Origin of the sequence: Arthrobacter sp. KNU40 (assembly GCF_051515115.1) — a bacterium.
Lineage (GTDB): Bacteria > Actinomycetota > Actinomycetes > Actinomycetales > Micrococcaceae > Arthrobacter.
Genome location: NZ_CP195850.1, coordinates 1,234,568 through 1,254,877, shown reverse-complemented (window position 1 = coordinate 1,254,877; position 20,310 = coordinate 1,234,568). Strand labels below are relative to the sequence as shown.

Genomic DNA, 20,310 nt, shown 5'->3' with positions numbered 1-20,310 from the left:
CTTTCCCCCGGGTGGCAGGTACTCGTCACTGGCAGTGGCGCCCGCTCGAAATCGAGAGTGCACTACTAGTGCCCTGCGGTCTTTCCCGGGTTCAGCTTGTACTCGACGCTCCCTGCGCGACGGCGGCGGCCCCTGCAAGTTCGTCCCTGCCCGTGATCCCCAATTTCGAATAACAGCGGTACAGATGCCCTTCGACGGTCCGGACCGAGATAAGCAACGTGTCCGCAATCTGCCGGTCGCTGAGGCCCTGAACCGCCAGATTGACGATGTCCCATTCCCTCTTGGTCAGCTTCGGAACGACCGACTCGTTCTGTGTCTCCTCGCTGCCCTGGCCCAGTTCTTCGTTGCAGCGCGCCAGCCCCGCGCGCGCAACGGCACTGAGCTCTTTGGTGCTGTTGCGATCCGGTGCTGCCAACGCCAAACCATAAGCCTTCGCGGCCAGATGGTAGGCGGTGGCCGCCTGCAGCTTCTCCCCTGCGGAGAGATAGCGGGCAGCCCCCCCGAACTTAAGTGCCCGGCCATATTCGGCGAGCGCTTGTGCCCACTCGCCCTCCGTTGCAGCCGCGGTTTCACAAAACCGGTCCAGCCTGCTGAGATCGCCCAGGCCAAGCGCAAGCTCCAGGGCATGAAGTTCAAGGTACGTGGCGTTTTCCTTCGCCGCGTGGTCAGCGTTGCGGTGCAACCCTTCCACGCCGGAACCGTCGGCGTTGAGGAGTTCAAGCGCGGCGTCGAAAAAACTGTTTGCCTGTGCCGCGAGAAGGTGGGTGCTGTGTTGTCCCCAGTCCTTGTAGTCCGCCCGGAACCGTTCGGCTTCAGTCAACCCGGCGCCGGCTGCGGCGTAGAAAGCCATGGCGGCACACAGTCCGAAGAGATTCTGCGGATCGCTGTCCCTCAACGCTTCGAGTCCCGCAGTCAGCAACGGCAAGGCGTCGCCGGACTTTCCCTGCCTGATGGCAATGTACCCGGCCACCACGTAGGCCGCGCCGCCGAAGGTCGCCATCGAGACACCCGACGATTCGTAGTACCTGTCGAGGAGCGTTTGTGCGTCGGCCCAGTCACCTACAGCCAGTGCGCAAATGACGAGGCGGGCAGAAATGAATTCCGGGATGAAGAAGACATCGTTCTCCTGGGGCTGCGCCAAGCCGGCAGCCTCGAGAACCAGCAGCCGTGCCTGCCGCCCGCGGCCGAGGGCGCATAGCATCTCTGCCTTCAGGGCCAGCGCCAGGGCCTTGAATAGGGGGCCCAAAGAGCCTTCCACGGTTCCCGACTGAAGGAGCACGTGCTCCAGTTCGGGGCCCATCCTCTTGTAGTCGCCGTCCACGGAGCCGGCAAGCAGCCCGATCACGGTGACGGCGAGCGTCACCGAGGCTTTCGCGTCCGGCGTCCGCTGGCCGTCGATGCCTGGCTGCTGTTCGCCCCATTCGCGGAGGACGTCGGCCTCTGCCCGAATCACGGAAGCTGACTGCCCGACGGCGGCAAGCGTGACCGCGCGGAGAACGCTGCTGGACACGACGTGGGAGGGTCCGGCAGCGCCATCCACTGTTTCTTGGGTCAAGGCTGCCGCAGCCTCGTCCCGGCGGCCGAGATTGAAGTACGAGCGGGCGACGACCGCCTGAGCAACCGATTGCCATTGCGTGTCCCGTACCGCGCCCGCCATGCGCAGTGCCGTCTCGCTCTGCAGTAATCTCGCCGAAAGCACCGCGGCCCGGATCAAGAGACGATCGGGTACGTCCGCTCCGCAGTCAAGCGACCACGCCACCATCCGCAACAAGGAATCCGGGTTGTCCTCCAAAACATCCATTCGGGAGATCAACTGCCGATGCAGTTGGAGGCTCTGCGCGGCCGGGACGATGCTTCTAAGCACCTCTCCGTAGACCGGATTGACGAGTCGAAGGTTTGGCAACCCATTGCCCCCGGGCTTGATTAAATGCTGGTCCACGAGCTCTTGGACGGCCGCTTCTCCGGCCACGACGTTAATCAACGTCTCGTCCACCGGTTCTGCCAATGCGATCAAGCTCAACGCTTCCCTGCCCGCGGCCGAAATGCGCATCAGCTGAAGTTTGACAACAGCTTCCAGCTTTACCGTGTGGACCGGTGTCGCGGCTGCTTTGAGCCAAACGCCGTGCCTCTGGACGAGGGTACCCGAGCTCTCGGCTTCGCGGACAAGGGTCTTCAAAAGAAGGGTGTTGCCGCCCGCCTCGGTCCAGAACCCATGGCTCGTGCTGTTCAGGACGATTCCCCCCAGCAATGCCTCGCACAGTTCGTGGCCTTGCTCAGCGGTCAAAGGCTCCAGGTCAAACCACTCGGCAGTCCCCTCGTGCCACAAGCGCAGGAGCGGCCCGGGGACTCCCGGCCGTGGAATGCATGCGGCCACGATTTTGGCCCACCCTGCCTGGACAAGCTCGGTCAGCATCGCGCACGTGGCATCGTCAAGGTAGTGCGCGTCATCGACGAGCAGCAAAGCTGGTCCGGTACCTACGCGGACGCCCTCAAGATGATCCCAGAGTGAGCGAAGCACGGCGACCCGGGAGGATATGTCGGCAAGCGAAAGATGGGCAAGAAAAGGAGCCAGTACCCCGTACGGGACCGCGGTCAGTGACGGACTTCCGTGAATCGGGACTACCGCACGTTCCCCGCCAAAGGCGCTTCCTAGTTGGGCCAGGAGAGATGACGCGCCGAGACCGGAATCGCCCACGATGAAGACGGCCGAACAGTCATCCGCACGGATGGCAGCTGTAATTCCAGGAAGCAAATGCCCATAGTCGAGCCACGGTTCGGGCGGCCTTGTACCGCGTTCTCCGACGTGACCATGCACCGCCGCAGCGTTGTCATGACTGCGCGGTTCCTTCAAGCTCGCTCCTCGATGAGATTCCCATTTTCGTGAAGATTTGGTAAAGGTGGCCTTCGACTGTGCGCACGGAAACTTGCAACTGGTTGGCTACCTCTTTGTTACTCAACCCTTGACTGGCCATCTTTGCAACCTGACGCTCCCTTTCCGTCAGTTCGGGTCCGAAAGTGTGTGGTGTCAGGGGTAGCACCGGCACGGTCCCGACCAAGCGGTCCAGCCGCTGTTGGGCCAGCCTGGCGGACGCTGAATCGCCGGCTTCCCGGGCGATGTCCAAGGCCAGGACGGCACAGCGGGACTCTACCGCATCCAATTTCAGTTCCTGGGCAACCGAAGCAGCAAGAAGCAGCGTCTTCGGGTCCTTCTTGCGGGTTCCCTCCGCCACCATCCGGTTCACTGCGGCCATCTTGCCCTGGCGGCGCGATGAGACCTGCTCCAGGAGCAGCAGCTCCTCCTCGGTGCCGTGCACGGTGGCGCCGAAGAGGCTGATTGATGCCGTGGTGATCCGTCCCTTCGCCAAATCCCGGTTGGCCGACTCGATGAGACTTTGCTTCGCCCCGGGATCCTTCAGCCAGCGTCTTGCCATCTTGACGCAGAATTCGGCCATCCAGGCGGGGAACCAGGCTGTTTCCCCTTGTCCCTTTTCCGCCAATTCGAGAAAAGTCCGGGATTCCTTCACGTCCCCGGCCTGGGCGTACGCAAAAGCGAGCGCCGAGTAGGCCAATGCTGGTCCGTAGTAGTTGCGCCTGATCTCCAACTGCGCCTGGGCCCCCAGCAGGGTGTCGATCGCGACTGAAGCCCGTCCGGCATAGGTGTAGGAAACGCCAAGGGCAAGTTCTGCGGCACCGCCAAGGTAGTGGATGTTCTTTGGTTGCTGATCGAGGGTAGCCGTCAGCATCCGGGCAAGTTCTTCCCACTGTCCGCTGCAAAGGAGTGCGGCAAACAAGCCTTCGGACAACCAGTTATGCAACCGCGGCCGCGCCTTTGCGCGCTGAATCTTGTGCCTCAGCTCGCGCGCCAGCTCGATCGCCTCCATTTCCCTGCCTAGTACTGCCCAGGCCATGGTCAGCAGGCTCCCGCAGCTCAGCCTTTGCTGAAGATCAACGCCATCCCGGTACTCCTGCTCCAAGGCTTCGGCAACTTCGGCATACTCGCCCTGATGGACGTGGAGCTCGAAACTCGCGAGCCTCAGCATCCCGCATGCCCGTTCTATTTCAGTGGCATCCGCTCCGGCTTCCTGCGATCGGCGGGAAAGATCCTCCCCCGCCTCAGCGATGAGGCCCGGGATCTGGAGGTGCCCGCCTGGAATCCACAGCAGCGCACTGCAGAGCTCCTGCACATAGTCCGCATAGTCATACGCCGCGAGGCGCCGAAGCTGCTCGGGCGCCACATCCTTCAATGCGGCCACCGCAGCCTCGTGCTCGGCCAGAATGACGTGGGAAACGCAGCGTTGCTGGGCGGCAGCCACCCATTCCTTGTCCTCGCGTCCGATCTGCCGGGCGCATTCCAAGGCGAACCAAGGATCGAATTGCCTGTTCGCTGCCGTCGCAGCCGCGAGGGCCACCCCGGGTTCAAGGGTTTCGCGGACGTTCAGCGTCGAAGAGGCAAAGCCCAGGAGCGCCTCGGCATCCAGGTCCCGGGTAATGCTGCCGATCACCCCGGCGGCGAGCCGCCGCAGTTCATTCCTCCGCGGCAGGTCCATCCAGCCCCGAATGACCTCCCCCATGTACTCGTCGCGCAGCGCCACCCGGCGGGCCCCTGACGCTTCGATGCGGAGATAGCCGGACCACTCCATCTCGGCAACCACTTCAGGTTCCAGGACGTCCAACAACACGGCGAGCGGGGCCGTTCGAATGAGGGCAAGTAGCTCCAGCGCTTCCCGGACCGCAGGGCTCTCCCTGGCCAGGCGCGAGCGGACCAGATCGGTCAGGACTTCGGCGGATGAAAGGTGGATTTCGCCCTTCATCGCCCAAACCTGCCCGGCCAGGTGCAGGTTGCCCGAGCGGAGCTGCTCAGTGACAATGGCTTGGAGCACCAGGGGATTTCCACCGCTGGACGCGTGCAAAGCGCTTGCGGCCGTAGCGGTCACTCGTTTCCCAAGGACGCCGCTGAGCAATTTGGCAACTTCCGCGCGGGAAAAGACCTGAAGTTCAACCTCGTCCAGGAGGCCGTCTTTCAACAGCCTGACCAGATCTTCCGGCATGTCCGTGGCTTGGCGGACGGTGACGAGGACTTTTGCTGTCCCACTGATTAATAAGTGCACGAGAAGTGCTGTGCTCATGGTATCCAAAGCGGGAAGTTCCGACAGGACCAACAGCACTTCGCGCCCCGCGGCGTCCGAACTTATCAAATGCGAGATCTCGTGGATAATCGCGCCAGGGGAATCTGCGGCATCGATTGGCAGCCTCGCGAGCAGATGGGCCAGGGCCCCAAACGGAGTGGTGACGTCCGTGGAGCCGTGCAAATGCAGTACGTGGGTCCTTGGAGTGAGGCGGGCCTCTACTGAACGGGCAAAAGTCGCTTTGCCCACGCCCGGCGCGCCAACCACCACCACTCCATACAAAGACGGGTCGCCGAGCGCTTCAATAACCGTGTTCTGAAGATCCTGCCGGACCAGTGACGACCATTTTCGACGCTCCGCAGCGCCCAGTGCTTGCCGCTCCGTTGCGGGTCGCTCTGTTTCAGATTCCGGTGTTGCTCGCAATTTAGATCACGCTACCTTCGCAGCTCTGGCGGACGTGACGTTCAGCGGGTCGTTTGCTTTTGTATTTCCTCTTCACCCCCAGCAGTGATTTGCAAAGTATCATAGCGATCGGCGCGAATCAATTAGTCAGCCGACGAACCCTCAGAGTACTTGTTAACCATTGAAATGAGTGCGCATGGGGCCCCGCCGCTAGGCCTTGACGGGGTGGAACTTTTGCTGGGCGGCAAGCAAACCTTCGGTCATCAATACCTCAACAGCATCCGCTGCTTCATCCAGGAGGAACGGCAGCTCTTTCCTCTCGGAGGGTGCAAAATCCCTGAGGACATAGTCCGCAGTGTCCATCCTCCCGGGTGGCCTGCCGACCCCCACGCGAACCCGCAAGTAGTCCTTTGTAGCCAAAGCCTTGGAAATATCGCGCAGGCCGTTGTGCCCGCCTTCCCCACCGCCGATCTTCAATCTAACCGTATTGAAGGGAATATCAATTTCGTCGTGGACGGCAATAACGTGATGCGGAGCGATGTCGAAGAACCTGGCGAGGCCGGAAACGGGTCCTCCGGAAACATTCATATAGCTCATCGGTTTCGCCAGTACTACGCGGGGCCCCCCGATTCCTAGCCTGCCCTCGACCACGTGGGCCCGGGCCTTGTGGGCTTTGAAGCTTCCGCCCATCCGCGAGGCAAGTTCGTCCAGGACCATTTGGCCGACATTGTGGCGGTTGTGGCTGTATTCGGCACCGGGATTGCCAAGGCCTACGATCAGCCAAGTGTCTGTCATGGAGTCATCCTAGGGAATCAAGAGGGTGGAATGAAAAAGAAGTGGCCGGGACCCCTCGGGGACCCGGCCACTCACAAAGGCTAATGCCTCGATTAGTCCGAAAGACTACTCAGCAGCAGGAGCTGCCTCTTCCTCGGCTTCCGAGGTGGCCTCCGAGATGTGGATGACGAGCGTCTCCGGATCGGTGAGCAGCTCCGAGCCAGTCGGCAGGACGATGTCCGAAGCGTGGACGTGCTCGCCGGCCTTGCGGCCTTCGATGCTGATTTCGACGAAGGTCGGCAGGTGGGTGGCCTCGGCTTCGAGGGAAACCGTGGTGGCTTCCTGGTTGGCGACAGCGCCAATGGCAGCTTCACCAATAACGTGGACGGCCACGTCGACGGTAACCTTCTCGCCCTTGCGGACTGTCAGCAGGTCGATGTGCTCGATGATCTGCTTGATCGGGTCGCGCTGGATGTCCTTCACGAGAGCCAGGTGCTCTTCGCCGTTGACGTCCAAGGCCAACAGTGCGTTGGAGACGCGGACGGCCAAGGTGGTGGCACGGCCCGGCAGGTTGATGTGGAGGGGCTCAGCGCCGTGACCGTAGATGACAGCCGGGATCTGGCCGGCCGCACGGGCGCGGCGGGCGAAACCCTTGCCGAATTCGGTGCGCAGTTCTGCTGCGAGCTTCTGCTCAGACATGTGTACTCCTTGATTACTGTGGCGCCGGCAAATTGCCGGCAAGTCGATCAGCAAGGGCGGAGGTCTGTGGTGACCTTCCACGCCCGGCAGAGGACCAGCCGCTGAGCAGCAGGTTCGGTCCGCCTTCGTTGAAGGAGATTCAGACCCAGTCGATAACGGAGACCCGCAATCCGGTTTTAACCCGGATGTGCTCTCCCTCGCCAAGGTATCCCCAAGAGTTTAGCAGCCGCGTCCCGCCAAAGGGAAAACGGCGCGGGCCCAGCCCAACTAACTCGCATTTGTTGTCGTTTTGAGGCTCGAAAACGACAACTACTGCCAGTCAGTTGGGTGGGGGCTACGCGTTGCCGTCGAAGAGGCTGGTGACGGAACCGTCGTCGAACACTTCGCGGATGGCGCGCGCAATCAACGGTGCGATCGACAGCACCGTGAGCTGCGGGAAGCGCTTGTCGGCCGGAATCGGCAGGGTGTTGGTGACGACAACCTCGCGGGCACCGGAATCGGCCAGGCGCTGCGCCGCCGGCTCGGAGAACACGGCGTGGGTGCACGCGATGATGACGTCCTTGGCACCGGCGTTCTTGAGGACCTGGACAGCGCCGGAGATCGTTCCACCGGTGTCGATCATGTCGTCGATCAGAACGCAGGTGCGGCCTTCGATCTGCCCGACGACGGTCTTCGAGACAGCCTGGTTCGGGACCGTGAGGTCGCGGCTCTTGTGGACGAACGCCAACGGCGCGCCGCCCAGGCGCTCGGCCCACTGTTCCGCGACGCGGACACGGCCGGTGTCCGGCGAGACGACAGTGATGTTGTCCGCTTCGACCCTGGTGCGGATGTAGTCGGCAAGCAGCGGAATGGCCATGAGGTGATCCACGGGGCCGTCAAAGAACCCCTGGATCTGGGACGTGTGCAGGTCCACGGACATGATGCGGTCCGCGCCGGCGGTCTTGTAGAGGTCTGCCACCAAGCGGGCGGAGATCGGCTCGCGGCCGCGGCCCTTCTTGTCCTGCCGGGCGTAGGGGTAGAACGGCGAAACAACCGTGATCCGCTTCGCCGAGGCGCGTTTCAGGGAATCGATCATGATCAACTGCTCCATGAGCCAGTTGTTCAACGGGGCCGGGTGCGCCTGGATGACGAAGGCGTCCGTGCCACGGACGCTCTCCGCAGAGCGCACATAGATCTCCCCGTTCGCGAAGTCGTAGGCGTCGATAGGCAGGAGTTCGGTGTCCAACTCCTTGGCGATTTCCTGCGCCAGCTCGGGGTGCGCCCGTCCGGCGGCGAGAACTAGTTTCTTCTCGCCGTGTGCGGTAATTTCGCTCATGCCTGTGTGCCCTCTTCTGTGGTTGCCGGAGTACTTGAGGAATCGGGGGTGGCAGTGGAGCCATGCGCGGCTTGCGCAGCCTGCGCCAGCTGGGCCGAGTTGCTGCCCTGCCGGTTGGCGATGACCCAGCCTTCTGCATTGCGCTGGGGAGCGACACTCAAGGTGAGTGCTCCGGCGGGAACGTCTTTGCGGATGATTGCGCCGGCACCGCTGTACGCGCCGTCACCAATCGTTACCGGGGCAACGAAGACGGTGTTGGAACCGGTCCGTACGCCGGAGCCGATCACCGTACGGTGCTTCTTCTCGCCGTCGTAGTTGGCCGTGATGTTGCCGCAGCCGATGTTGGTGTCCTCGCCGATCTCGGCGTCGCCCGCATAGCCGAGGTGGGACAGCTTCGAACCGCGGCCGATCGTCACGTTCTTCGTTTCGTAGAACGCGCCGATTTTGCCGGTCTCCCCGAGGACAGTGCCGGGGCGCAGGTAGGTGAACGGGCCCACGCTTGCCCTGGCGCCAATGGTGGATCCCGAACCGTGGGTGCGGGTCACCTTCGCGCCTTCGCCCACCGAAACGTCGGTGAGGGTCGTGTCGGGCCCGACGACGGCGTCGCGCGCCACGGTTGTGGTGCCGTGGAGCTGTGTGTTGGGCAGGAGGCGGACGTCCTCGTCCAAGGTGACGGTGGAATCGATCCACGTGGTGGCCGGGTCAACCACCGTGACGCCGGCACGCATCCAGGCCTCGATGATGCGGCGGTTGTGCTCGGCACCGAGCGCGGCGAGCTGGATACGGTCGTTGGCGCCCTCGACCTGCCAGCGGTCTGCGGTGACGACGGCGGAAACCCGGCCTCCGGCGTCGCGGGCCAATTCGAGAACGTCCGTGAGGTACTTTTCTTGCTGGATGTTCTCAGTGGTCACTTTGCGCAACTGCTCGCGAAGCACTTTTGCGTCAAAAGCGTAGATGCCGGAGTTGACCTCGCGGATTGAGCGCTCGGAGTCGCTGGCGTCTTTGTGTTCGCGGATGCCCAGCACGGTGCCGTCCTCGGCACGAAGGATGCGGCCATAGCCATTGGCGTCGTCGAGAACCGCAGTCAGGACCGTCACCGCGTTGCCCTCGGATTCATGCGTGGCGACAAGCTCGGAGAGAAGAGAACCGGTCAGCAAAGGCACATCGCCATACGTGACCACTACCGTGCCAGTGAGTTCGGCCTTCGCGTCCAAGGCGTCAAGGGCTACTTCCACCGCGCGTCCGGTTCCCGGAACATCGTCCTGGTCCACGATGACGGCGTCGGGATCCATCAGTCCGATGTGCGCCGCGACGAGGTCGCGTTCGTGGCGGACCACCAAGGCCAGCTGCTGGGGATCGATGGAGCGGGCCGCGAGGATGGCGTGCGCCACCATCGAGCGTCCGCCGATTTCGTGAAGGATTTTGGGAGTCCGCGACTTCATCCGCGTACCGGCTCCGGCAGCTAGGACAATTACAGCGGCGGGGCCAGTAGTATCGGGGCTCACGAAGTCGCTCTCCTTGCTCGGTTACGTCCGGGCGAACCCGGCTGCGGCATCTGCTCTATCCTACTCTTGCCGATTCACAGCCTTCCGTGCAGCCAGTGGACAGCTTCGGGAGAGACGGTGCCTTCAGAGGCGGTGCCGGCAGACCACCGACAAGTTCCGCCCATAGGATTCGAACCTATACTCCACGGCTCCAAAGGCCGGGGTGCTGCCATTACACCAGAGCGGACCGTGCGCACGCGGCCCTTGCGGACGCGGGGTCCTCGGGCTTCCCGATTGACCGGGTCGCACACACAAGAATCTAGTTTGCCATGACCATTGCGGTGTTCGCGACTTGGTGCATTCCTGAGTCCTTTTCATCGGCACTTACAGGCACTCCCGAGGTCGCTGCACGCTTGACATGAGGCATGATGGATGCGTGAGCAACAGCACAGGACTTCCCCGGCAATCGACGGGTTCCAGGGTAATCAACCACGCACCCGCCGCCCAGGTTGTCCGTGCCCGGATGACAGGCTCCCAGCGCCGGTCCCAGCTCATCGAAATTGGCCGGGGCCTCTTCGCCGCCCGCGGCCTGGACGCTACGACCATCGACGAAATCGCAGCGGCCGCAGGCGTGTCCAAGCCCGTGATTTACGAGCACTTCGGCTCGAAGGAAGGCCTCTACACGCAGGTTGTGGAGTTCGAATTCCGGATCCTCCTCGACGCCATCAACGAGTCCCTCGCCGCCGAAGCCAAACCGCGCGTCCTCGTTGAACAGGCGGCGCTTGCCTTGCTTGGCTACATCGAAGAGCGGAGCGACGGCTTCCGGATCCTCATGCGCGACGCCCCGCCATCCCAGCCCGAAGGCGCCTTCTCCACCCTGCTCTCCCACGTGGCGGATCGCGTGGAAAACCTGCTGGCCGACGAATTCTCCCGGCGCGGATTCAGCGCAGCCGATGGAGCCGTGTACGCCCAGATGCTCGTGGGCATGGTGGCCATGACCGGCCAATGGTGGTTGGACCACCGCGAGCCCGACAAGCGCGCAGTAGCGGCCCACCTGGTCAACCTGGCATGGAACGGCCTGACGGGCCTGCAAAAAGAGCCGGAGCTGCGGAGCGAGGGCTAGGGGCACCTTTCGCGTCGCGTCCGTGGTCACCTTCGCGGTCACGTCTTTGGTCTCCTTCGCGGCGCCACGGCCCATTCGCCAGTGTCCGTGGTTGCCTTTGCGGTCGCGTCCGAGGTCGCCTCCGCGGCGCAACGGCCCTTCGCCGTCGCTTAGACACAGCGCATGTGGGGGTCTTCCGGTCGCTGAGCGACCTCCAAACCCCGATGCGCCGCGATGCGCTCCTACCCGAAGGCCCGCAGCACCGCTCTTGCCAAAGTTCCGTTTGGGACTCACCCCTATGCGCGCATTGGTGTCGACGCGGATGTGTCCCGGCGACGCGCAAAATTCCTGTCGACACCGGAATCCGCGCATCGGATTCCTCTTTCCGAGTCGTCAGCACATTTGGATGTCGATTCGGACCCAGCGCCCTTCTCTCTTTCGCGGACGACGCCGGCAGTCCGCCGCCCTTAACCGCCGGACTGCGGGAATCCGCGACGTGCCCGACTACTCCCCCAGGATCTCGGCCGCCTCGAGCCATTCGAGCTCCAGGCCTTCTTTTTCTTCGAGGAGTTCCTGGAGCTTCGTGTTCAGTTCGCCGAGGGCGTCGAAGTCGCCGGAGTGGGACTTGGCCGCCATTTGGACGTGGAGCTTCTCTTCTTGTTGCGCGATCTTGCCGAGCTGCCGGTCGATCCGGTTCAGGTCCTTCCGGGCTTCACGTTTCTCTGCTTCGCTCGGACCGGAGGCGGCCGCACTCGAGCCGCTTGCCGCCGTCGGCCTGGCGCTCCCGCTCGACGCGCCGCCGGTCACCGCACCGCTCGCGAGCGCGGCTTCGCGCAATTCGAGGTACTGGTCCACGCCGCCCGGAAGTCCGCGCAGCTTGCCATCGCCCAAGAGTGCCATTTGGGAATCCGTGACGCGTTCCAGCAGGTAGCGGTCGTGGCTGACAACGACGAGCGTGCCGGGCCAGCCGTCAAGGACGTCTTCGACGGCGGCAAGAGTGTCGGTATCGAGGTCGTTGGTGGGTTCGTCGAGCATCAGGACGTTGGGTTCGCCCACGAGCAGGCGCAAAAGTTGCAGGCGGCGCCGTTCGCCACCGGAAAGGTCGGTGACGGGCGTCCACTGCTTTTCCTTCGTGAACCCGAGTTGCTCCACCAGCTGGCCGGCCGTGAATTCCTTGCCGCCAACGCTGAAGGAGCGTTTCTCGCGTTCGATGACCTCGATGACACGAAGGTCGGACACATCGTCGAGCTCCTTCACGTCCTGGCTGAGCACCGCCGTGACAACGGTCTTGCCGCGCTTGACCTTTCCGGAACTCGGCGTGATCTCGCCGTTGAGCAGCCGCAGCAGTGTGGACTTTCCGGCACCGTTGACGCCCACCAGCCCGAGCCGCTGCCCGGGCGCCAAGCGCAAGGTAACGTCGTCGAAGAGCTTCCGGCCGGCGTCGTCGCCCTTGAAGTCGAGGGAGACACCTTCAAGGTCCAGCACGTCCTTGCCGAGCCGGGCGGTTGCCATCTTGCTGAGGGCCACCGAGTCGCGCGGATCAGGAACATCGGCGATCAGCTCGTTGGCGGCTTCGATGCGGAACTTCGGCTTCGAGGTTCGCGCCGGGGCGCCCCGGCGCAGCCACGCCAGCTCCTTCTTGACCAGCTGTTGCCGTTTGCTCTCGACGACGGAAGCGCTCCGGTCGCGCTCGGCGCGGGCCAACACGTAGGCCGCGTAGCCGCCGTCGAACGGGTCCACCATGGCGTCGTGAACTTCCCACGTCCGGTTGCAGACTTCGTCCAGGAACCAACGGTCGTGCGTCACCACAAGGAACGCGCCCTGGTTGGCCCTCCATCGGGTCTTCAAGTGCCGGGAGAGCCAGGCGACCCCTTCCACGTCGAGGTGGTTGGTGGGCTCGTCGAGCATGATCACGTCGTGGTCCTCGATGAGCAGCTTGGCCAAGGCGACCCTGCGCTTTTGTCCACCGGAGAGGGCATGCACGTTGGCGTGCCAATCGACGTCGGCCACGAGGCCGCCCATGATCTCGCGGATTTTGGGGTTCGCGGCCCATTCATGGTCGGCTTGGTCGCCGACGATCGCGGCCCCCACGGTGAGGTCGCCGTCGAGCACGTCGGACTGGTCGAGGTAGCCGACATTGACGTCGCCGCGTTTGGTGACGCGGCCGGAATCCGGCGTCGATCGCAATGCCAGCAAGCGCATCAGCGTGGATTTGCCGTCGCCGTTGCGCCCGACCATGCCGATCCTGTCGCCGTCCTCCAAACCAAGGGTTACGCCGTCGAGGATGGTGCGGGTTGCGAACGAAACGGTGAGGTTTTCACCGCCGAGCAGGTGGGCCACTGGGTACTACTTTCTGATGTGAACAGTCAGGGCGACTTGTCAAAGGAGGGTATCGGAGATGATCCGGGCACCGGGAACCGGGCCGTGCACAGCAAGGGCGTTGTGTCCCAGGTGCCGAAGGTCTTCGGCGAGCCCTTCGGCCGCCCGGGGGTTGTGGGCGAGCAAGGCCACGGTGGGGCCGGAACCCGAAACGATCCCGGCGAGGGCACCGCTCGACTCTCCCATCCCGATGGTGTCCCGCAATTGCGGAGACAGCTCGATCGAGGCGCGCTGAAGGTCGTTGACAAGGACTTTGCTCAGGGCGTCGGGATTCCCGTCGCGCAGTGCCTGCAGGATCTTGGCGTCGACCTCTAGCGGTTCGGGGATGTCGAGTCCCTCGGTGTTCCGAAGCCTGTCCAAGGTGTGGAAGACCTCGGGTGTGGAGAGTCCGTAGTCGGCGCAGACCAAAACCCAGTCCATCTGTGCTTTCGCCAAGGCGGGTGAGAGTTCGTCGCCGACGCCAAGCCCGACGGCGGTACCTCCGAGGAGCGAGAACGGCACGTCCGCACCCAACTCCGCGGCAAGGTGGGCCAGTTCTTCCCGGGACAAACCACTGTTCCAGAGCGCATCGCAGGCCAGGAGCGTCGCCGCGGCATCGGCCGAGCCGCCGCCCATGCCTCCGGCAACAGGCACGCGCTTGGTGATTTCCAAGTGCACTCCCGTGGCGTTCTCCGAGACATCCCTCATGATGGCGGCAGCCTTGTAGGCCAGGTTCCGCTCGTCCAGCGGGATGTCCACACCGTCGAGGTCCAACGTGCTTGAGGGAGCGATGCTGACCGTGATCCCGGGACCCTCGGTGCTCGTGGCGGCTACTTCCTCATACAGGGATACCGCGAGATACACGCTGGCCACCGAGTGGTAGCCGTCGGGCCGCAAGGGGCCGACGTTGAGGGAAACATTCACCTTGCCGGGCGCCCGGACGCGGACGGTCCGTGCGACGAAGCGGCCGCGGATCGCACCGCTGATTGCCGGATTCATGCGTCCAGGGGGTGGCGTGCCTCGGCGATCCGGACAAACGCGTTGATATCGAGCACCTCTCCGCGGGCCGTCGGATCAACGCCTGCAGCCACGATGAAACGTTCGGCCTCGGCCGCGCTCCCGGCCCAGGACGCGAGGGCCGCGCGGAGTGTCTTGCGGCGCTGGGCGAATGCTGCGTCGATGACCGCGAAGACTTGCTCGCGCGTCGCGTGCGTTGCCGGCGGTATACCGCGGGTGAAGGACACGAGTCCGGAGTGGATCTTCGGCGCCGGCCAGAAGACATTCATGCCGATCACGCCGGCTTTGCGCATGTGGCCGTACCAAGCGGCCTTGACCGAGGGAACTCCGTAGATTTTGGAGCCGGGCCCGGCGGCCAGCCGGTCCGCCACTTCGTCCTGGACCATGACCAGCCCGTGTTGCAGGCTCGGGAAATGCTGGAGCAGGTGCAGGACCACAGGGACCGCCACGTTGTACGGCAGGTTGGCCACGAGGGCCGTGGGCTGTACCGGAAGTTCGGTGATCTTCATGGCGTCGGAGAGGACGAGATGGAAATCGTCCACGGACTCCGGGCGCCACGCGCGCACCGTGTCCGGCAACTTGCCTGCCAGTACGGGATCGATTTCGACGGCGACAACTGTTTTGGCGGCGTCGAGCAGGCCGAGCGTCAACGAACCAAGCCCCGGCCCAACCTCGAGCACGGTTTCCTCGGGATCGATACCGGCGACAGAGACGATCCTCCGGATCGTGTTGCCGTCGATGACGAAGTTCTGGCCCAGGGTCTTTGTCGGGCGGACACCGATTTCCTCGGCGAGCCGTCGGATGTCCGCAGCTCCCAGAAGGGGTGCGACGGCGGCGGGTTCGGAATTCGGTTCAGTCACCTAGGTATCGTATCGTCTGAGCGACTAGCGGGAGCGCGCGCTCCCCATCTTCGGCACGCGAAAAGGCCGGGCCCGAAGATTCCGGACCCGGCCAATTTCATTTCGTTTAGCTGGAAGCTGCCCAGCCACAGCCCCAAGGTCCGAGGCCGCGCTGCGCGTAGACGCGGTTGGCGATGTCAATCTGCTGGGCCTTGCTGGCGGCGGCTGCGTTGGGAGCGTAAGCGCCACCGCCGGAACCGATCCAGGTCTGGATGTCGAACTGCAGGCCACCGTAGTAACCGTTGCCGGTGTTGATGGCCCAGTTCCCGCCGGACTCACACTGAGCAATCTTGTCCCACATTGCCTCGTTCGGCGCGCCGGTAGGTCCTGAGGCAACAGCCGCGGCGGGGGCGGGCTTGGGGCGCTCCTTGGTTCCGACCGTCACCTTCGCGGAGACCGGCTTGACGGTGACGTCAGAGGAGACCAAAGACCGGGAAGCTTCGCGACCATCTACCAGGACGAGCTTGAACGTCTTGCTGAGCAGTCCGAGGACCCCTTCCTGGGTCACAGTCTTCTGGTCGCTGAACTGGGTGGGGTCTTCCATGGTGACCGTGTCAAAGGGGACGTTCTCCGTCTCGGTGGCGGTCTTGCTGGTGTCCACCCGGGAAACCTTGATCACCATGTTCTGGACAACGGGAGCCGAGTTGGGCTGCGAAACCCGGTCGTTCGCGCCGAGCGAGACGCCGGCATCGCTGAGGACGGTTCCCACGTCGGCCGCCGTCGTGGTCTTTGAAGAGCTCTGCCCGTCGACAATCAGGCTGATCGTCTTGGGGGTAAGGATCGAAACGTAGGATCCGGAGACGGCCAGCTGCGTGTCCTTGGGCTGGGAGACGGCCGATGCGCTCGCGACGCCGAGCTCGGAGACGAGGCCTTCGACGTTCGGGGCCGTGGTGTTGACCGTCCGCTGGGCGCCGTCAAGGCTGACCGTTACGGCCTTGGCCAGATTGACGTTGATGATGGAGCCGTTCTGCACCGAGGTGTCCAAGGCCGGGGAAACCCGGTCCTCAGCCTTCAGATCAACCTTGGCTGCCTTGACCACCTGGTCAACGGTATTGCCGAAGGTCTGGACGGAACTCACTTTGCCGTCGACGTTGAGGGTGACTGATTTGTTGTTGCCCGTGAAAGCAACGACTCCCAGCACCAGTGCCAAAAGCACCAGCAGCTGCGCACCGACCTTGACGAAACTGAACTTGCCGCCCGTGGTGAAGAACTTGACCATGTTTGCCCGTAACTTTTGGACCATCCGGGCACGGGGAAAAGCGCACAGGGGCCTCCTGCCGCGGTCCCGGATGCAGGCCGAAGCATGCGTGAGGACTGCAGCGGAGTTGTGCGCCGCCACACTCAATTCAACTGAAAACACCAATTGCGAACGGAGTTAGTTGTCCGAAGGCCTTCCCCGACCCCGGCTACTGGTTACCCACTGTAACCGAAGCGTTATAAAGTGACCAAGATTTTTACATACTGGGTATGCAGCGTGAATGCTGCCTAGTCCCAGGATCCGTAGGTGGCGATGGTGTTTTGAGCCAGTTGCGAGCACAGCGTGGATAGCTCTGTTCCGGTCACTTCGGCCATGGAACGGACGGTGTACGGCACCATGTAGCTCGCGTTCGGACGGCCCCGGTAAGGGTGCGGCGTGAGGAACGGGGAGTCAGTCTCGACGAGCACCAGCTCCGGATCCGCGATGGCCAGCGCGTCCCTCAGATTTGCGGCGTTCTTGAACGTCATGGTGCCCGCAAAGGACATGTACCAGCCGTTCAAATTGCAGATCCGTGCGAGTTCTTCATCGCCCGAGAAGCAATGGAACACCACCCGCCCGGGGGCCCCCTCCTCCCGGAGAACCTGGACCACGTCGTCGTGGGCGTCACGGTCGTGGATCTGGAGCGTGAGGTCCAGTCTCTTCGCGATATCGATGTGGCGGCGGAACGAATGGCGCTGGTGCACCAGTCCGTCTCCATGGGTGCGGAAGAAATCAAGCCCGGTTTCACCGATCGCACGGACCCTCGGATGGGCAGCCAGCTCCTCGATTTCCGCGAGCGCCGATTCCAGCTCTCCGCGGCCCGCGTAAACGGGGGCGTCGTTGGGGTGGATGGCGACAGCTCCAAGGAGCCGCCGGTCCGCGTCAAGCGCCTGGACCGTGAACCGCGATGACTCGAGGTCGCAACCTACCTGCACCGCGCCCTGGACACCTACGGCTTCGGCTGCGTCCAGGGCATCCGCCACCGCGACTTCGAGCAGGCCGTGCCGGAAGTCGAGGTGCGTGTGGTTGTCCATCACGGGGACCGGCAGCGGTTCGGGAGCAGGCGGGTATTCTTTGCGGGAATCGCCGGTTTCAGGCGCGCGGTAGGAAGCCGGCGGGAGGGAATTGCACATGGATCCACCCTATCTTTCCCTGCTGATGCCTTCCTGATCGCCGACGTATCCCTCCCTGATCACCCCTGTATCCTTTCCAGCGGAACATGCCTCTGTCTGCGGCGGCCCTAGGCTGGGTAGTCTGGTACAAAAGGCGGTAAATCCCGGCCAGGGCACCGCGGCCCGGCCGGGGTTCTGTCATGGCTGAGGGGATTGTCCATGGACTCAAAGCGACACGGCACCGTTGATGACGAGTTGCTACGGGACGAGGCCGTGGCTGCCCTGCCGCCTGAGCGCGAGTCCTTCAACGGGCACAAGCCGACGGTCATGGATCCTGAGCAATTCCACGCTGCCAGCGAGAAAATCCTGGCGGCCATCAACAAAGTCATCGACGGCAAAGCCGAGGCCGCCAAGCTTGCCCTCACCGTCCTCCTCGCCCAAGGCCACCTGTTGGTGGAGGACGTGCCGGGTGTCGGCAAGACGCTGCTCGCCAAGACCCTCGCCCGGACCATCGATTGCAAGGTCAGCCGGATCCAGTTCACCCCGGACCTTCTTCCTTCGGACGTCACCGGCGTCTCCATCTACAACCAGTCCTCGAGGCAGTTCGAGTTCCGGATGGGTGCGGTGTTCGCCAACATCGTGATCGGAGACGAAATCAATCGCGCCTCCGCCAAGACGCAGTCCGCCCTCCTCGAATGCATGGAGGAACACCAAGTGACGGTGGACGGCCATTCTTACCAGCTGGGCGAACCGTTCATGGTTGTCGCGACGCAGAACCCCATCGAAATGGAAGGAACGTACCCGCTACCGGAGGCGCAGCGGGACCGTTTCATGGCCCGCATCTCGATGGGCTACCCGGACAAGCTCTCCGAGATCGAGATGCTCGAGACGCATCAGGCGGTCTCACCCCTCGCCAAAGTCACACCGGTGGTCACTTCCGCGGACGTCGCCGCAATGATCGCCACGGTGCAGCAGGTTTACGTTTCGCAGTCCGTCAAGGAATATACGGTTGCCCTGGGCCGGGCCACCCGGGACAGCGCCCGCCTGCGCCTCGGAGCCAGCCCGCGCTCCCTCCTGCAGCTGCTGCGGGCGGCCAAAGCGACCGCTGCCCTCGACGGAAGGGATTTCGTCCTTCCCGACGACGTCATTTCCGTCGCCGAGTCCGTTCTGGCACACCGCATCATCCTTGACCGCAAGGCCGCGAGTTCCGGTGATACACCACAAAGCATCATCCGGGCCATCTTGGCCTCCCTCCCGGTAAGCCAAGACGCTGGCGCGGAACGCCGCGGCAGCTAGGGAGAGGGAAGGAGGGGGCAGGCATGGCGCTGATCGATCTACTTCCGAAGCATCTGTTCACTACCCGTGGCTGGGGTTTGCTGGCCAGTGGTGTGGGTTTCTTGCTGCTTGCCCAGATCACTGGCAGGCGGGATCTGTTGGCCCTCGGGATCCTGCTGCTGGTGCTGCCGCTGGTATCGCTTGCCGGCGTCCGCATACTCAAGCCGCGTTTCCAGGTGTTCCGCGAATTCCATCCCTCCTCCGTGGAGACTTCCTCCACGGCCACCGTGCGCTTGGCAGTTGCGCGGACCGGCGCAGCGGCCGGGCCGGTGATCATGGAAGAGCAGTTGCCACCGCGCTTCGGCGAACCTCCGGCTTTTCGCTTTCCCGCCCGTGCCGCTTCCGGCGGCACCAGCCGCTATGAGTACCACTTGCGCTCCGGCAAGCGCGGCCAGTTCAGGATCGGTCCGGTCACGGCCGAGTTCTGCGATCCCTTCGGATTGTCGCTGCACCGGCACGAGATCGACGACGGCGACATCCTGACCGTGACGCCCGCCGCCGTCGAACTCCCCGCCACAGGCCTGGCCGGCGCACGCGGAAACGACGGCGTGACGGCCACGCGGATCCGCGCCAATCCCAGCGACGACGATGTGATGACCCGTGAATACCGGCATGGCGACCCCATGCGGCGCGTCCATTGGGCCGCGACGGCGCGGCACGGCGAACTCATGGTGCGGCAGGAGGAATCCGTCACCACGCCCGAGGCGACCATCATCCTGGACCAACGCTATTCCGCTTTCGTGTCGGGCTCTGCCGCGGTCTTCGGCCCCGCGCACGAAGACGCTTTTGAACTGGTGAGCAGTGATAACTTCGAATGGGTCGTGACGGCAGCGATGTCGATCAGCGCCCACCTTGCCGATCGCAACTATTCGCTGCGTTTCCTCGATGCCGCCGGACACCCCGCATTTCGCACATCCCGCTCCGCGCCGTATCCCGAAACCGAGGAATTCAGCAGCGTGGGAGGCCTGCAATCCATTGCCGAAAGCCTCGCCGCCATCCAGCTCAGCGGCCCACGGCATGTCCACGGCGAGCGCAGCCGCAAGGAAGCCGCCGTCGTCGATGGTGCCGAGGCGCCCTTCGACGACCATCTCATGGACAAGCTGGCCGCACACCGCCTGCGTGGCCCCGTCCTCGCGTTGCTCGGCAACATGCCGCTCTCCGAGGCCCGCGCGTTGGCGCCGGCCGCCGGCTACGGGGCCAACGCCTTTGCCCTGGTGGTCACCGACCACCCGCACCACGTCCAGCCCGTCATCGAAGCCCTGAAGCTGGGTGGCTGGCGTGCCGTGGCCGTGAGTTCGAGAACGGACCTTACTGCCGCATGGGCCGGTTTCGATCAAGGAGAGATCCTCGCGGCCGCTGCCGCAGCGATGGACGTCCGGCGTGGCGCGGCGGTGCCACGATGACCACTACCTCCAGGAACGGCTCTCCGGGACGGTCCGCGGGCCCGGAG

At 63.8% G+C, this 20,310-nt stretch carries 14 protein-coding genes and 1 tRNA gene; 3 read left to right on the top strand and 12 right to left on the bottom strand.

The features are described 5' to 3' along the window. Window positions 1-91: 91 nt before the first annotated feature. The 7 genes from ACSKT0_RS05950 to ACSKT0_RS05920 all read right to left on the bottom strand — a co-directional run bounded on the left by ACSKT0_RS05950 (window position 92) and on the right by ACSKT0_RS05920 (window position 10,047). Window positions 92-2,851 (bottom strand): LuxR C-terminal-related transcriptional regulator, encoded by a 2,760-nt coding sequence (locus tag ACSKT0_RS05950; protein WP_437772932.1) that lies wholly within the window; start codon window positions 2,849-2,851, stop codon window positions 92-94. Further along, window positions 2,829-5,549 (bottom strand): LuxR C-terminal-related transcriptional regulator, encoded by a 2,721-nt coding sequence (locus ACSKT0_RS05945; protein ID WP_437772931.1) that lies wholly within the window; start codon window positions 5,547-5,549, stop codon window positions 2,829-2,831. The genes ACSKT0_RS05950 and ACSKT0_RS05945 overlap by 23 nt, the downstream gene beginning before the upstream one ends. A 189-nt stretch (window positions 5,550-5,738) precedes the next feature. Continuing rightward, entirely contained in the window at window positions 5,739-6,323 is a 585-nt protein-coding gene (pth, locus tag ACSKT0_RS05940; protein ID WP_437772930.1) for an aminoacyl-tRNA hydrolase, read from the bottom strand. Between the two features lie 105 nt (window positions 6,324-6,428). After that, the gene (locus tag ACSKT0_RS05935) at window positions 6,429-7,001 is read right to left on the bottom strand and encodes a 50S ribosomal protein L25/general stress protein Ctc (protein WP_345449601.1); all 573 of its coding nucleotides are present in this window, start codon (window positions 6,999-7,001) and stop codon (window positions 6,429-6,431) included. 334 nt (window positions 7,002-7,335) lie between these two features. Beyond that, window positions 7,336-8,316: a ribose-phosphate diphosphokinase gene (locus ACSKT0_RS05930; RefSeq protein WP_437772929.1), complete on the bottom strand. Its 981-nt coding sequence runs from the start codon at window positions 8,314-8,316 to the stop codon at window positions 7,336-7,338. Beyond that, window positions 8,313-9,821: a bifunctional UDP-N-acetylglucosamine diphosphorylase/glucosamine-1-phosphate N-acetyltransferase GlmU gene (glmU, locus tag ACSKT0_RS05925; protein ID WP_437772928.1), complete on the bottom strand. Its 1,509-nt coding sequence runs from the start codon at window positions 9,819-9,821 to the stop codon at window positions 8,313-8,315. Before glmU ends, ACSKT0_RS05930 begins: the two co-directional genes overlap by 4 nt. Window positions 9,822-9,975: 154 nt before the next feature. Continuing rightward, window positions 9,976-10,047 (bottom strand) — tRNA-Gln (locus tag ACSKT0_RS05920). A gap of 189 nt (window positions 10,048-10,236) precedes the next feature. Here ACSKT0_RS05920 and ACSKT0_RS05915 point away from each other — a divergent pair. Continuing rightward, a complete protein-coding gene (locus ACSKT0_RS05915; RefSeq protein WP_437772927.1) occupies window positions 10,237-10,923 on the top strand; it encodes a TetR/AcrR family transcriptional regulator in 687 nt (228 codons plus the stop codon). A 483-nt stretch (window positions 10,924-11,406) separates the two neighbouring features. Here the strand turns inward: ACSKT0_RS05915 and ACSKT0_RS05910 are convergent, their stop codons facing one another. The 5 genes from ACSKT0_RS05910 to ACSKT0_RS05890 all read right to left on the bottom strand — a co-directional run bounded on the left by ACSKT0_RS05910 (window position 11,407) and on the right by ACSKT0_RS05890 (window position 17,546). Beyond that, the gene (locus tag ACSKT0_RS05910) at window positions 11,407-13,242 is read right to left on the bottom strand and encodes an ABC-F family ATP-binding cassette domain-containing protein (protein WP_437772926.1); all 1,836 of its coding nucleotides are present in this window, start codon (window positions 13,240-13,242) and stop codon (window positions 11,407-11,409) included. A 39-nt stretch (window positions 13,243-13,281) separates the two neighbouring features. Further along, entirely contained in the window at window positions 13,282-14,259 is a 978-nt protein-coding gene (locus ACSKT0_RS05905) for a 4-(cytidine 5'-diphospho)-2-C-methyl-D-erythritol kinase (RefSeq protein ID WP_437772925.1), read from the bottom strand. Further along, complete coding sequence (rsmA, locus tag ACSKT0_RS05900; protein WP_437772924.1) at window positions 14,256-15,137, bottom strand: 16S rRNA (adenine(1518)-N(6)/adenine(1519)-N(6))-dimethyltransferase RsmA; 882 nt, start codon at window positions 15,135-15,137, stop codon at window positions 14,256-14,258. The genes ACSKT0_RS05905 and rsmA overlap by 4 nt, the downstream gene beginning before the upstream one ends. Before the next feature lie 106 nt (window positions 15,138-15,243). Further along, on the bottom strand, window positions 15,244-16,395 hold the full coding sequence (locus ACSKT0_RS05895) for a transglycosylase family protein (RefSeq protein WP_437772923.1): 1,152 nt from the start codon (window positions 16,393-16,395) through the stop codon (window positions 15,244-15,246). A gap of 266 nt (window positions 16,396-16,661) precedes the next feature. Continuing rightward, the gene (locus ACSKT0_RS05890; protein WP_437772922.1) at window positions 16,662-17,546 is read right to left on the bottom strand and encodes a TatD family hydrolase; all 885 of its coding nucleotides are present in this window, start codon (window positions 17,544-17,546) and stop codon (window positions 16,662-16,664) included. A gap of 198 nt (window positions 17,547-17,744) precedes the next feature. On the opposite strand from ACSKT0_RS05890, the gene ACSKT0_RS05885 reads away from it, so the two are divergent. Further along, complete coding sequence (locus ACSKT0_RS05885) at window positions 17,745-18,821, top strand: AAA family ATPase (protein WP_437772921.1); 1,077 nt, start codon at window positions 17,745-17,747, stop codon at window positions 18,819-18,821. A gap of 23 nt (window positions 18,822-18,844) precedes the next feature. Next, window positions 18,845-20,263 (top strand): DUF58 domain-containing protein, encoded by a 1,419-nt coding sequence (locus ACSKT0_RS05880; protein WP_437772920.1) that lies wholly within the window; start codon window positions 18,845-18,847, stop codon window positions 20,261-20,263. The last annotated feature ends 47 nt before the right edge of the window (window positions 20,264-20,310 follow it).